This window comes from Chitinophaga japonensis, assembly GCF_007830125.1.
In the GTDB taxonomy this organism is placed as follows: Bacteria; Bacteroidota; Bacteroidia; order Chitinophagales; family Chitinophagaceae; genus Chitinophaga; species Chitinophaga japonensis.
In genome coordinates this window covers 1171628-1186988 of the sequence record NZ_VLLG01000003.1, presented here as the reverse complement: position 1 = coordinate 1186988, position 15361 = coordinate 1171628, and the positions used below count along the sequence as shown (strand labels likewise).

General features: G+C 54.5%; 9 protein-coding genes. 6 read left to right on the top strand and 3 right to left on the bottom strand.

Going from position 1 to position 15361, the window contains the following annotated elements:
- Window positions 1-47: 47 nt before the first annotated feature.
- From LX66_RS13860 to LX66_RS13850, 3 genes are read right to left on the bottom strand one after another with little or no spacing between them, the layout of a single operon-like run.
- Window positions 48-932, bottom strand: a complete 885-nt coding sequence (locus LX66_RS13860; RefSeq protein WP_145714465.1) for a helix-turn-helix domain-containing protein — start codon at window positions 930-932, stop codon at window positions 48-50.
- A 43-nt stretch (window positions 933-975) separates the two neighbouring features.
- Window positions 976-1275 carry a type II toxin-antitoxin system RelE/ParE family toxin gene (locus tag LX66_RS13855; RefSeq protein WP_145714462.1) on the bottom strand — a complete coding sequence of 100 codons (300 nt, stop codon included), beginning with the start codon at window positions 1273-1275 and terminating at the stop codon, window positions 976-978.
- Complete coding sequence (locus LX66_RS13850) at window positions 1272-1523, bottom strand: addiction module protein (protein ID WP_145714460.1); 252 nt, start codon at window positions 1521-1523, stop codon at window positions 1272-1274. The genes LX66_RS13855 and LX66_RS13850 overlap by 4 nt, the downstream gene beginning before the upstream one ends.
- 172 nt (window positions 1524-1695) lie before the next feature.
- On the opposite strand from LX66_RS13850, the gene LX66_RS13845 reads away from it, so the two are divergent.
- From LX66_RS13845 to LX66_RS13820, 6 genes are read left to right on the top strand one after another with little or no spacing between them, the layout of a single operon-like run.
- Complete coding sequence (locus tag LX66_RS13845) at window positions 1696-4674, top strand: SusC/RagA family TonB-linked outer membrane protein (RefSeq protein WP_145714458.1); 2979 nt, start codon at window positions 1696-1698, stop codon at window positions 4672-4674.
- Between the two features lie 16 nt (window positions 4675-4690).
- Window positions 4691-6301 (top strand): RagB/SusD family nutrient uptake outer membrane protein, encoded by a 1611-nt coding sequence (locus LX66_RS13840; protein WP_145714456.1) that lies wholly within the window; start codon window positions 4691-4693, stop codon window positions 6299-6301.
- Between the two features lie 20 nt (window positions 6302-6321).
- The gene (locus tag LX66_RS13835) at window positions 6322-9714 is read left to right on the top strand and encodes a VCBS repeat-containing protein (protein WP_145714455.1); all 3393 of its coding nucleotides are present in this window, start codon (window positions 6322-6324) and stop codon (window positions 9712-9714) included.
- 13 nt (window positions 9715-9727) lie between these two features.
- The gene (locus LX66_RS13830) at window positions 9728-10318 is read left to right on the top strand and encodes a hypothetical protein (RefSeq protein ID WP_145714453.1); all 591 of its coding nucleotides are present in this window, start codon (window positions 9728-9730) and stop codon (window positions 10316-10318) included.
- The gene (locus LX66_RS13825; protein ID WP_145714451.1) at window positions 10305-13688 is read left to right on the top strand and encodes a VCBS repeat-containing protein; all 3384 of its coding nucleotides are present in this window, start codon (window positions 10305-10307) and stop codon (window positions 13686-13688) included. Before LX66_RS13830 ends, LX66_RS13825 begins: the two co-directional genes overlap by 14 nt.
- Window positions 13672-15360, top strand: coding sequence for a GMC oxidoreductase (locus LX66_RS13820; protein WP_145714449.1), 1689 nt, complete (start codon window positions 13672-13674; stop codon window positions 15358-15360). The genes LX66_RS13825 and LX66_RS13820 overlap by 17 nt, the downstream gene beginning before the upstream one ends.
- Window position 15361 lies beyond the last annotated feature (1 nt).

Genomic DNA, 15361 nt, shown 5'->3' with positions numbered 1-15361 from the left:
TAGGAAAGTGTTTCGCCTCAATCATCTTACTTCCTACATCCTACTTCCTACCTCCTACTTCTAAAGACCAGCGGTGTAACGCCGCAATGTTTCCGGAAAAAGCTGTTGAAATAGGAAGGGTACTCAAATCCCAGGCAATAGCCGATCTCCGCTACGCTCCAACTGGTGTAGGTCAGCAGGGCGCGGGCCTCCTGTATGATCCTTTCATTGATGTGGGTGCTGGTAGGTTTGCCGGTCACCTCCCGCACGGCGGCATTCAGGTGGTTGACGTGCACGGACAAACGGCTGGCATAATCCCCCGCTTTTCTCATCTGCAGCACATACTGCGGGGAATCCGCCGGGAACTGCCGCTCCAGCAGCTCCAGGAACTGGCCGGTAATGCGGGCCGCCGCATTGGTATGATGGGAATAGGCATCGGCCGGCTGCATCTTCATGCCTTCATGGATCAACAGGTTTACGCAACTGCGAAGCAGGTCATATTTATAAGGGTAGCTGGTATCCTGCTCCAGTTGCATCCGGTGGAAAAGGCTGGTAATGTAGGCGGTCTGCTCCTTGTCCGGGAAAAACACCGGGTCTGCCCCTACCTTGAACAGCGGGTAATCCTGCAGGATGTCCGTCCGTCCCTTTTCCCGGAGGAAGCTCTCTGAAAACAGGCAGTAATACCCTGTAAGGTTGCTGGTTACGTTCTCCCAGGCATAAGGCACCAGGGGATTGGTAAACGCCAGGGCCGGGCGGTTTATCACAAAGTCCCGGCCGCCATACACCAGGCGGGAGCGGCCTTTAAGCACCAGTACTACCTTGTAATAGTCGCGCCGGTTATAGGACGCATGGCTGTTGACCGGCTTGATGATCTCCGCTACTTTGAACTGCCGGGGTATAAAATAGGTTTCCGGGCAGTCGGATGTGTCTGTACGCACAACTGCTTTTGTCATTGTCTAAAATTACGGATTTCAGGAAGACCAGTAAAAGAAGAAGCTATTTCTTATACTTTAACCGCGGATTCCGGTGTGTATTGAAAATGTGCAGGATATAAACTATTTTTTGTTGTTTCCGTACTTCATATATGATCAGGTAGGGAAACTTTTCGACAGGAATTTCCCGGTATTTGCCTTTTTTATTGGGGTATGCTTCGGGATTTGCTGCAATATGCCCAATCGACCGCTCTATATACGCCATAAACCTGGCCCCTAAACCACCCAGCCGGTCTTCATACCAGTTAAAGGATTCCTCAATTTCTTTTTCAGCCGCGGTAGAAAGCAGGATGGCGTACTTCATTGGCCACCGGCTTTGGCCCGCTTATCCAGTATCCGTTTTTTAGCGGCTTCCCAGGTGGTGCCTTTATCTTTACCGCTTTTCAGGGCTTCAGATCGTTTTTCCAGCTCATTTACCACCGCTTCGTCCTCCCACCAGTTGTTAACTTTGTTCACCTCGTCTTCTACCATTGTAAAAATGGCTTTGACCTTTTTTTCATCTGCCACACGGATATACTCATATAATTTTTGCCTGATAGCTGCCGTATTCATACACTTCCTGTTTTATGCGAATTTAATGAATAAGGAGGAATCTGCCTTCCCGTAAACATTTCATACCCTCTTTATAGACGTCTCATACCCCTCAATCCACTGTAAATCAATTACATTCGATCACAGTTCATTTACCTGAACGCGACAACCAAAATAACGCAAATCCACAGTTATGAACAATGATTACTCCAAAGTCATTCCATGTAAAATGACGCTGCAGTTCCTGCAGATCACCATCCTGGTCCTTTTGATCCCTTTGTCTGCCGTTTTTGCGCAGCGCAGGGTGACCGGCACCGTTACCGGTTCCGATAATGCGCCGGTACCGGGGGTGACCATACAGGTAAAAGGGCAGACCATCGGCACGGCCACCGATGCATCCGGCAAATATGCGCTGACCATACCCGGCAATGATGCCGTACTTATTTTCTCCGCCATCGGGTTTACCTCCCAGGAAATACCGGTAGGCGACCGCAACAATATCAACGTCACCCTGGCAGAAACCGTAGGCAACCTATCTGAAGTAGTAGTGGTGGGCTACGGTACCCAGAAACGGCGGGAGGTGACCAGCGCCGTTACCACTGTTAAGGCAGAGGAGTTCAATAAAGGCAACGTCAGCAATGTGTCCCAGCTCCTGCAGGGCAAAGTGGCCGGCCTTTCCATTGCCAGTCCCGGTGGCGACCCCAACCGCGGGTTCTCCATCCGTCTCCGGGGCCTGTCTACCCTGGGCGCCAATACGCAGCCTCTGGTAGTAATAGATGGCCAGATAGGCGCCGACCTCAACACAGTGGACCCCAATGATATTGCCAGCATAGATGTGCTGAAAGACGGCTCTGCTGCTGCCATCTACGGCACCCGTGGCTCCCAGGGCGTGATCATCATCACCACCAAATCCGGTAAGCCGGGCACTACAAGGATATCCTACAGCACCCAGGGCAGTGCGGAAAGCATTTACAGGGACACCCCGCATATGACCGCCGCCGAATTCCGGGCCCTGGGCAAAGGCACGGATTACGGCGCTAACACCGACTGGTATAAAGAGATATCCCGCACCGCCCTGTCGCACAACCATAACGTTTCCCTGTCCGGCGGCACGGAATCCACCACTTATAATGCTTCCCTTACCTATCGCCAGCAGGAGGGCATCGCCATACACACCGGCTACCGGCAGTTGAACGGGCGCATGAATGTTACGCAGCGGGCCCTGAAGGACCGCCTGGTGCTCAACCTGAGCCTGACCACCTCCCGCAGGGATGCCGATACCGGCTATGCAGAAGCTTTTAAATACGCCACTATCTATAATCCCACTGCGCCCGTATACAGTACAGACCCGCAATTTGACCTGACCGGCGGCGGCTTTTACGAAGCCAACTTTATTGACTATGTGAATCCCGTAGCGGTATTGAAACAAAATACCCGCACCGGTGAAACCAAAAGGATCAACTTTGCCGGTTCTGCACAGTACGAGATCATTGATGGGCTGAAATTCCTGGTCAGGTATGCCCAGCAAACCACCAGCATATATGCAACGGCATATCTACCCAAAGAAGCTTTCTTTGACCGGAATTTCCTGAACGTGAGCGGCTTCCAGCGCAACGGGTATGCGTATAAAGGGGATTTCGAGGAGTTTAACCAGTTGTATGAAAATACGCTTTCCTATGACCGGGAGATACAGTCATTCAACCTTTCCCTGCTGGGCGGCTACTCGTACCAGCAATTCAAAAACCAGGGAGAAAGTGCCGCAGGAGGCAACTTTCTGACCAACTTTGTTTCAGACGACCTGTCCGCCGCGCTGGATTTCAGGGACGGCAGGGGCACTATCACCAGTTATAAGAACGCTTCCAAGCTGGTTGCCTTCTTTGGCCGCGTAAACCTGAATTATAATGACATGGCCTTTCTCTCCGCCAGCGTAAGAAGGGAGGGCTCCACCCAGTTCGGGGAAAATAACAAATGGGGCACTTTCCCGGCAGTAAGCGCCGGGCTGGACCTGAACAAGGTGTTCTCCATTCCGCAGGTAGATAATTTAAAGGTCAGGGCCAGCTATGGAATTACCGGCTCCCTGCCTATACGGCCTTACCTTTCTCTTGACATCCTGAACCTGTCCGGAGATCCCTACTATACAGGCAATGGCAACTACCTGAGCACCTCCAACCCGTTGAGAAACCCCAATCCCAATCTTAAATGGGAATCCAAGAACGAGCTGGACATAGGGCTGGACTTTACGCTGTTCAATAACCGGGTAACCGGTACCTTTGATTATTACAACCGTACCACCAAAGACCTGATATTCCTTACCAATGTACCGGTGCCTCCCAACCAGGCTACGCAGACCTACCTGAACGTGGGCGAACTGAAGAGCAACGGTGTAGAGTTGGCGCTGACCTACGAAGTACTCCGTGACGGCGACTTTACCTGGACTACCGGGGCCAACTTCTCCTCCTACAACGTAAAGCTGAACGAGCTGAATGTAGATGCCGATTATGTAGGCGCTACCAATCTGGGCACGCCCGGGCAGGAAAATACCCAGATCACCCGTGCCGTGGCCGGCGAGGACATCGGTATTCTCTGGGGGCCGGTATACATGGGCGTGGATGCGGACGGCAAGTACCAGTTTGACGACGGGGAAGGCAAACCCACCCACTCTACCGATTACAAGACCAAGATAGGAAATGGCCTGCCTGACTTCGAGTTCGGGTTTACCAATACTTTCCGCTACAAGCGTTTTGACCTCAATTTCTTCCTGCGCGGCGCTATTGGCCATGACCTTATTAATACCTACCGGGCCTTTTACGAGAACCCCAATGTAGCCACCAGCTATAACATTGTAAAAACAAAATACTTCAATCCCAATGTTACGGATGGCCAGATATTCAGCAGCCTGTTCGTGGAAAAAGCCTCCTTTGCCAAGCTGGATAATGCCACACTGGGTTATAACTTCAAGCTGCCGCCCAACGGCCTTGTGAAGAGTCTCCGCGCCTACCTTTCCGGGCAAAACCTGTTTGTGATCACCGGCTATACCGGCGCAGACCCCGAAGTACGGTATGCGGACCCGAACGACGACAGGTCGCTGAACCCGCTGGCGCCGGGGGTAGACAGGCGGGAAACCTGGATACTGTCCCGCACCTTTACGCTAGGCCTGAATGTGGAGTTTTAACATTAAACATTAACGAATGAAACATATATCCATCATAAAATACTTACTGCCCGGCATGTTGACAATTGCTGCCTGTACGGACCTGGACGAAAAGGACCTGCTGTATGACAACGTTCGCAGCGATGATTTTTATAAAACGCCGGAGGAGTTTGCTTCCGCCGTGGGCGCTGCCTATACCAATCTTTATAACCTGGGGGGCAACAACCACATGATACCGCTCAATGAAGTAACCACGGATGAGGTGGTGGTGCCTACCCGCGGCGCTGACTGGGGGGACGGAGGCCACTGGGTGAGGCTGCAGCAGCACACCTATGTACCAACAGACCCTACGCCCAACAATGCCTGGAATATGCTGTACGCAGGCGTTGCCACCTGCAACCGCGTAATGGCGCAGCTAGAGGAGAAAGCAACCGATACCGTGCTGGCCGCCACCTTTATCTCAGAGCTGAGAGCCGTACGCGCTGTTTATTATTACTGGCTGCTGGATATGTTCGGCAATGTGCCGCTCAGTATAGACTTCTCCATTACAGAACCGCTGCCCAACAGCAGCCGCCAGGAAGTATATGACTTTGTCGAGCAGGAGCTGCTGGAGAATGCGCCCAGGCTGCCGCGTAACGGCCCCGGCGACGGTCCGTACTATGGGCGGGTAAACTACTATACCTGTTACGCCGTGCTGGCAAAGCTATACCTCAATGCACAGGTATATACCGGCACTGCGCAATGGGACAAAGCCCTCGCTGCCTGCGACACCATTCTCAACTCAACGGTGGGCTACATGCTCTCCCCCGATTACCGGGAAATTTTCTCGCGCAACAATACCGGCAACCCCGAGATCATCTGGGCTATACCCTCCGACGCCGTGTATGCAACAGGGTTCAACCTGTCCATGATGACGCTGCACCCGCTGAACCAGAGCACCTATAACATGAGCGCCCAGCCCTGGAACGGCTTCGCTACTATCCAGGAATTTTACCAGTCCTATATAGACCCGGTACAGAACCCCGGGCCACAGGGGAGGGTGATAGGCACCAGTCCTGCCGGCGATTCCGTAACCGGCACCCTGGACAACCGTTTGTCCAACTTCCTGGTAGGCCCGCAGTTCGACGCGGCCGGCAACAGGCTGCTGGACGGCGGTGCGGATGCTACCGACCCCAACGGCCCCCCGCTGACCTTTACCCCGTATATCAATGAACTGCAGCCCAATGCCTGGCGGCAGGCCGGGGCACGGATAGGCAAGTACGAATTTTACAGCGGTATGACGGCGGACCTGGACAATGACCTGGTAGTGTTCCGTTATGCAGATGTCATGTTGATGAAAGCGGAAGCACTGGCCAGGAAAAACGGTAACTGGAACGACGCGGTGGCGCTGGCGCTGGTGAACCAGATCAGGACCGTGCACGGCGGGGTAACGCCTTTTACTACCATGGATGCAGACAAATTCCTGGCAGAGCGCGGCCGCGAAATGTTCATCGAGAGCATGCGCCGGCAGGACCTGATCCGTTTCGGGAAGTATAACAGCGCCTGGCGCTTCCACCCGCCGGATGCCAGCACCCATGTCAATATATTTCCTATCCCGGCAGACCAGATCAATGCCAATCCGAACCTGGACCAAAACCCGGGATACTAAATTAATGGGCGGAGTCGCACATGACAAAACATTGCATACATAAATTTTTACTTGCAGGCCTTGCCGGTGCAGCACTGTTCCAGTCTTGCCAGCATGCTGCGCCGGCGCCTGCCAGCCATCTCTTCACCAAAATGCCTGCTGCCGAAACAGGTATTGATTTCAGGAATGATGTAACCTATACGGAAGCATTCAATATTTACACCTACCGCAATTTTTACAATGGCGGCGGCGTGGCCATCGGGGATATTAACAACGACAGCCTGCCCGATATCTTCTTCTGCAGCAACCAGCATTCCAACAGGCTGTACCTGAACAAAGGCGATTTCCGGTTCGAGGACATTACGGAAAAGGCCGGCGTAGGCTCGGACAGTATCTGGTCTACCGGCGTTACCCTGGCGGATGTGAACGGCGACGGATGGCTGGACATATACGTATGCCGCTCTTCCGACATGAAAAACCTGGACCGCGGCAACATGCTGTTCATCAACAACCGCAACGGCACCTTTACAGAACGGGCGGCCAGCTACGGCCTGGACAACCGCGGCCTTTCCACCCACGCCGCTTTTTTTGATTACGATAACGATGGCGACCTGGATTGCTACCTGCTCAACAATTCCTTCCGCTCTGTAGGCAACTATGACCTGGTGCCGGACCAGCGCCAATACCCCGATCCGCTGGGCGGCAACAAGCTGTACCGGCAGGACAACGGTCATTTTACAGACGTCACGCAGCAAGCCGGTATCTACAGCAGCAAGATCGGTTTCGGGCTGGGCGTGACCATTGCGGATATCAACAAAGACGGCTGGCAGGACATTTACGTGTCCAACGATTTCTTTGAAAAAGACTACCTCTATATCAACCGGCACAACGGATCTTTCAGGGAATGCCTGGAGCAATACATCCGGGAGATCAGCCTGAGTGCGATGGGCGCCGATATTGCGGACATCAACAATGACAGCTACCCGGAAATATATGTAACGGATATGCTGCCCGAAACAGAGGCCAGGATAAAAACAAAGACCAATTTCGATAACTGGGACAAATACCAGTCCGACATCCGCAACGGTTACTACAAACAGTTTGTCAGGAACACCCTGCAACTGAACAATGGCCCCCTGCTGCGCATTGATACGCCCGCCGCCCAGCACTATTTCAGCGAGATAGGGCGCTTTGCCGGCGTATGCGCCACGGACTGGAGCTGGGGCGCGCTGATAGCAGACCTGGACAATGACGGGTGGAAGGATATTTTCGTGGCCAATGGCATCTACAAAGACATTACCGACCAGGATTACATCCAGTACACCGCCAACGCCACCGGCGCCATCCGCGCACAGATCCTGAACAAGGAAAAGGACATCATCAAAAAGCTGGTGGACCTCATCCCCTCCAATGCCCTCTCCAATTATGCCTTCTGCAACAACGGCGACCTTACGTTCACCAACCGTGCAGCAGCATGGGGGCTGGACGAACCGGGCTTCAGTAACGGTTCCGCCTTCGGCGACCTGGATAACGATGGCGACCTGGACCTGGTGATCAATAACGTGAACATGCCCTGCTTCATTTACCGGAATGAAAGCGCACAGTTGCACCCGGAGAACAGGTTCCTGCAGGTAAGCCTGCAGGGCGAGGGAAAGAATACCGCCGGCATCGGCACCAAAGTAACAGTGCGCTACAACAATACCCTGGCCTATCAGGAACAGATGCCCATGCGGGGCTTTGAATCTACCGTGGATAACCGGCTCACCTTTGGCCTGGGCCGCACGGAACATATAGATTCCGTGATCGTGCAATGGCCGGACGGCCGCCGGAATATCCTGAAACAGGTGCAACCCAACCAGCGCATACTGGTGAAGCAAAGCGAGGCCCGGGCTACCGGCAGCGCCGACCTGCTGCGTACTGCCTTGGCATCCCATGCCGCGCCACTGTTTACGGAAAGCCGCAGCAATGCCGGCATCGGCTTTGCACATCGCGAATGCAGCTTCGTGGACTTTGACCGGGACCGCCTCATTTTCCAGATGCCCTCCCGGCAAGGCCCCCGCCTGGCCCAGGCGGATGTGAACAACGACGGGCTGGAAGACATTTACATCTGCGGCGCCAAAGACCAGGCGGGCGCGCTGTATGTGCAAACGGCCGGCGGCGGCTTTGAAAAAACGAATGAAAAAATATGGGCGCAGGACCAGCTCAGCGAAGATACCGACGCCCTGTTCTTTGACGCAGATAACGACGGCGATGCGGACCTTTACGTATGCAGCGGGGGCAATGCCTTCTCCCCCAACGCCACGGCGTTAATAGACCGGCTGTATATCAATAACGGGAAAGGCGTATTTGAGAAATCTGCACAGGTGCTGCCCTCCTTTACCTTTGAAAGCAGTAGCTGCGTAACGGCCGCCGACTATGACAGCGACGGCGATATGGACCTGTTTGTGGGCGTACGGCTAAAACCCTTCCGCTACGGCTATCCCTGCCGGGGCTATGTGCTGAACAATAACGGGAAAGGCCGGTTCACCGACGTAACAGACCAGGCCGCCCCTGCGCTGAAAACAACCGGCATGGCTACCGATGCACAATGGCTGGACTATGACCGGGACAACCGGCCAGACCTGGTGATAGCAGGCGAATACATGCCGCTGCGCCTCTTTCACAACGAAGGCGCTTACCTGCAGGAAGTGACCGGCCCCGCCGGCCTGGGGCAGACCAATGGCTGGTGGAACCGTATAGCCATTGCCGATGTGAATAATGACGGCTACCCCGACATCATTGCCGGCAACCACGGGCTCAATTCCAGGTTTAAGGCGGCTGCCGACAAGCCCGTGAGCATGTACACCAGTGATTTCGACAATAATGGCAGCACAGAACAGATCATTACCTGCTACAACAAGGACAGCGCCTATCCCGTGCTGCTGCGGCACGACCTGGTAGCCGTGCTGCCCTACCTGAAAAAGAAGTACCTGAAATATGAGCAATACCAGGTACAGACCATACAGGATATTTTCACCCCCGCCCAACTGGAGAAGGCCCAGCGCCTGGATGCCTATACGCTGCAAAGCTGCGTGCTGCTGAACAACAGGAAGGGGGCCTTTACCTGCAAGCCACTGCCTGCCGCCGCGCAATTATCACCCATATATGGATTGCTGGCTGCCGACTTTGACAAGGACGGCTATACGGATATGCTGCTGGGCGGCAACTATTACCAGTCCAAACCCGAAGCCGGCATTTACGACGCCAGCTATGGCCTGCTCCTGAAAGGCGATGGCAAAGGCAACTTCAGCCCGGTACCGGCCGCGCAGTCCGGCTTCTTTACCACCGGCGCCGTACGGGATATTGTAACAGTAAAAACAAAACACAGCTCACTATTGCTGGTGGCGAAAAACGATGACAAGATCCAGGTATTCCAGGGACCTGGCAGGTTCTAAAAACGATAGCAATATGAAACCGGGCATACCTCTTATATTATTGATAACATACCTCCTTGCCGGCTGCATGGACCTGCAGTTTGAACGGTATAAATCGCTGATGAAGCGGGAAGTGGCCAGTGGCGTGCACGCGGACAGCCTTTTCTTCGGCATTCATTTCGGCATGACCAGCAAGCAGTTCTTTGCGCACTGCTGGGAAATGAACAAGAAGGGACTGTTTACAGACGGGCAGAGCAACACCGCCGTACTATACCGGCTCAATAACCATGAGCTGAAACACCCGGCCTCCCTCAACTTCTACCCTTCCTTCACCCACAACAAAATATCCGGTATGCGCGCCACCTTTGAGTATGACGGCTGGGCGCCATGGAACAAGCACCTCTGGGCAGACAGCCTGCTGCCCGATGTGCTGGCGCTGTACAAAAAATGGTACAGCACCGGCAATCCCTTCCTTACCATATCGGACAAGGAGCGCGGCACCATCTATGTAAAAGTGGATGGCAACCGGCGCATCATCATTGGCCGCTATGATGACATGCTTGTAAAAGTGGATTATACGGATTTACTCACTGCTAAAACGGAGGACGGTCATGCAACGAAATAATCAGCACTTCAGCACATTACTGCTTATATTACTGGTAGCCTGTTCCCCCGGGACTGAAAAGCCTGCCACCCTTTTCACACAGCTTACCGCGGAGGAAACCAATATCCGTTTCAGCAACGACCTGACCTACGACGACCAGTTCAACATCTACACCTACCGCAATTTTTACAATGGCGGCGGCGTAGCCATCGGGGATGTGAATGGCGACAGCCTGCCCGATGTGTTCTTCACCGCCAACATGCTGCCTAACCGCCTGTACCTGAACAAAGGCCACCTGCAGTTCGAGGACATTACGGAACAGGCAGGCATCGGCAAAAAAGGCAAATGGTCTACCGGCGTAAGCATGGCGGACGTGAACGGCGACGGCTGGCTGGACATCTACGTATGCAACAGCGGCGACATAAAAGGCGACAAGCGGCAGAATGAGCTGTACATTAACCAGGGCAACGGCGCCTTCCGGGAAATGGCGCAGGACTACGGCCTGGCCGATCACGGCCTGTCTACCCACGCCGCTTTCTTTGACTATGATCATGACGGCGACCTGGATATGTTCCTGCTCAACAATTCCTTTAAAGCCATCGGCAGCTTTAACCTGAAGGAAAATGAACGGAATAAAAGGGACTCCCTGGGCGGGCATAAGTTCTTCCGCAACGACGGCGGTCACTTTACGGATATAAGCGAACAGGCCGGCATTTACGGCAGCGCCATCGGTTTTGGTTTAGGCGTTACCGTAGGCGACCTGGATAATGACGGCTGGCAGGATATTTACGTATCCAACGATTTCTTTGAGCGCGACTACCTGTACATCAACCAACGCGACGGCAGTTTCCGGGAATGCCTCGAAGAACAGATGATCAGCATCAGCAATGCCTCCATGGGCGCTGATATGGCGGACATCAACAATGACGGGCATTCCGACATATTTGTAACCGAAATGCTGCCCGAAGACAACGCCCGCCTCAAAACCAACACCACCTTTGAGAACTGGGACAAATACCAGCTAAACCTGCAGTATGACTACTACCACCAGTTTACCCGCAATACGCTGCAACTGAACAACGGCAACAACACCTTCAGCGAAATAGGGCGCCTGGCCGGCGTATGCGCCACAGACTGGAGCTGGGGCGCGCTGATAACGGATCTGGACAACGACGGCCGCAAGGATATTTTTGTGGCCAATGGCATCTACCAGGACCTTACCAACGAAGATTATATACAGTACATTTCCAATGAAGCCTTCTTCCGGGAAGTGATCACCCGCAAAGCCAACTTTAAAAAGCTGATAGACCTGATCCCTTCCCATCCTGTGCCCAGCTATGCTTTCCGCAACAACGGCGACTTTACCTTTACCAACGAGGCCGCCGCCTGGGGACTGGACCAGCCGGGCTTCAGCAATGGCGCGGCCTATGCGGACCTGGACAATGACGGCGACCTGGACCTGGTGGTGAATAATGTAAACATGCCTTGCTTCGTATACCGCAATGAAGCCAGGCAGCAGCACCCGGAAAACAAATTCCTGAAAATAAGCCTGGAAGGCGCGGGCGCCAACCGCTTTGGCATTGGCGCGAAGGTAACGGTGCATTACAACGGCGCCATTGCGTACCAGGAGCAGATGCCCATGCGGGGCTTTGAATCCACCGTAGACAACCGCCTGAATTTTGGCCTGGGCCGCACGGCCCGCATAGACTCCGTAGTAGTGCAATGGCCCGGTGGGGAAACGAACATCGTTCGCAACCTGCCGCCCAACCGGCACATTACCGTAAAACAAAGCGAAGCAGCGATGCCCGGCAGCTCCCCCGCGGCGCCGGCGCCGCCCGCCCTGTTCATGGAAAGCAACCGCCGCGGCATCAACTTTACCCACCGGGAAAATGATTTTGTGGACTTTGACCGCGACCGCCTGATCTTCCATATGCTCTCCACCCCCGGGCCGCGCATTGCCAAAGGCGATGTCAATAACGACGGGCTGGAGGATCTTTATCTCTGCGGCGCAAAAGACCAGCCGGGCGCTTTGTATGTGCAAACGCCGGCCGGCCGGTTCATGCCAACCAATACCGCGCTGCTGGAAAATGACAAAGCCGGCGAAGATACAGACGCACTTTTCTTTGACGCAGACGGCGATGGCGATGCAGACCTCTACGTATGCAGCGGCGGTAATGAATTTTCTCCCAATGCCACCGCACTGATAGACCGCCTGTACATCAACGACGGCCAGGGTAATTTCACCCGGTCGCAGCAGGTACTGCCGTCTTACATTTTTGAGAGCAGCAGTTGCGTAACCGCCGCCGACTATGATGGCGACGGCGATGCGGACCTGTTTGTAGGCGTGCGCTTAAAGCCCATGCGCTACGGCTACCCCTGCAAGGGCTATGTATTGAACAACAACGGCAAAGGCATCTTTACCGATGTTACCGCCACCGTAGCGCCGCCGCTGCAAGCGGCCGGCATGATCACCGACGCCGCCTGGACGGACATTGACAAAGACAAGCGGCCCGACCTAGTAGTGACCGGCGAATACATGCCGCTGCGCCTGTTCCGCAACACCGGCAGGCACCTGCAGGAAATAACCACCGCCGCCGGCCTGGAAAAAACCAATGGCTGGTGGAACCGCCTGCAGGTAGCGGATGTCAATAACGATGGTTACCCCGATATCATTGCCGGCAACCACGGGCGCAACTCCCGTTTCAAGGCCAGCGTTGCCCGGCCCGTATGCCTGTACGCCGGCGATTTTGACAACAGTGGCAGCATCAAGCAGATCCTGACCTGCTTTAACAGGGATACCGCCTATCCCCTGGTGCTGCGCCACGACCTGGTAAGCGTGATCCCCTCGCTTAAGAAGAAATACCTGCAGTACGAGCAGTACAAACACCAGCGTATAGAGGATATATTCACGCCGGGGCAACTGCAAAAAGCGGTGAAGCTGGATGCCTATATCCTGGAAAGCGCCGTGTTCCTCAACAACAGGAACGGCACTTTCAGCGTTAAAGCTTTACCGGCAGCCGCCCAGCTATCGCCCATGTATGGTATGGCGGTAGCGGATTATGACGGGGACGAAAAAGTTGATATCTTAATGGGCGGCAACTTTTACCAGAGCAAACCCGAAGTAGGCATTTACGACGCCAGCTACGGCACGCTGCTGAAAGGCGACGGCAAAGGTAATTTTACCGCCCTGCCGGCGCAGCAGAGCGGCATCTGCATCAGGGGACCGGTACGGGATATGACCCTCCTGCAGGCAGGAAAATCGCTGCTGCTGGTAGTAGCCATGAACAATGAAGCCGTAAAAATATTTACTTACGCGCCTTCCAGCCTGGCAGTATCCAAAGAGCTGTCCGGCTTATCAAAACCACACAGGAAGCATGACCAACACTTATGACGCTATTGTAGTAGGCTCCGGCATCAGCGGAGGCTGGGCCGCCAAAGAACTGACGGAAAAAGGATTAAAAACACTGATGCTGGAACGCGGACGGAACTTTGAGCATATCAAAGATTACAAGAGCGCCGGCCAGAGCGTATGGGAATTTCCACACCGCGGCCGCGCCACTGTGCAGCAAAAGAAGGACCGGCCCGTGATATCGCGGTTCTGGACCTATGGCACCGCCGCCTATGAGCCGATCATGGATTACTGGGCCAATGAGCAGGACTGCCCCTATACGGAAATACAGCCCTTTAACTGGTGGCGCAGCTACCAGGTAGGCGGCCGCTCCATTTTGTGGGGACGGCAAAGCTACCGCCTGAGCGACTTTGACTTTGAGGCCAATGCTAAGGACGGGTACGGGGTGGACTGGCCCATCCGCTACCGCGACCTAGCGCCCTGGTATGATTACGTGGAAAAGTTTGCCGGCATCAGTGGCTCCAAAGAAGCCCTGCCCCACCTGCCGGACGGGCAGTTTCTGCCACCCATGGAACTGAACTGCGTGGAAAAAGATGTAGCCGCCCGGATAAAACAGCACTACCATAACAGCCGCCATATGATCATCGGCCGGGTAGCCAACCTCACCGCGCCCATTGAAGGCAGGAACCAATGCCAGTTCCGCGACCGCTGCTGGGAGGGCTGTCCCTTTGGCGGGTATTTCAGCACACAGTCCTCCACCCTGCCCGCTGCCATGAAAACAGGCAGGCTCACGGTACGTCCTTTCTCCATCGTCACCAGGATACTGTACGATAAGGATACGCAAAAGGCCAAAGGGGTGGAAGTGCTGGATGCGGAAACCAACCAGACCTATGAATACTATGCAAAAGTGATCTTCCTGAACGCCTCTGCGCTCAATTCCACCTGGGTGCTCATGAACTCCGCTACGGACATCTGGCCGGAGGGGCTGGGCAGCAGCAGCGGGGAACTGGGACATAACGTGATGGACCATCACTACATGCTGGGCGCTACCGGCCGCGTGGAAGGCTTCGAGGACAAATATTATTATGGCCGCCGCGCCAACGGGTTTTACATTACCCGCTTTGCCAACCTGTATAATGATAAAAGGGACTACCTGCGCGGCTTCGGCTACCAGGGCGGCGCCAGCCGGGAAGGCTGGCACCGGGCCGTAGCGGAGCTGGGGGTAGGCGCCGCTTTCAAGGAGGCCGTGACAACGCCGGGGGACTGGGCCATTGGCGCTACCGGCTTTGGTGAGATACTTCCCTACCATGAGAATAAAATAACGCTGGACAAAAACCGCCGGGACAAATGGGGCCTGCCGGTACTGGCCATGGACGCCGGCCTGAAAGAAAATGAAATAAACATGCGCAAAGATATCCTGAAAGAGCTGGTAGACATGTTTGAAGCCGCCGGTATAAAGGATATACAAACCTGGGATTACGGCCATATCATGGGGCATGGCATTCACGAAATGGGCACCGCCCGTATGGGCAAAGACCCGAAAACCTCCGTGCTCAACGCCTATAACCAGGTGTGGGACGCCAAAAATGTTTTTGTGACCGATGGCGCCGCCATGGCTTCCAGCGCCTGCCAGAATCCCTCGCTCACCTACATGGCGCTTACCGCCCGGGGAGTGGACCATGCCGTTAATGAGCTGAAAAAAAGGAACCTGTGAC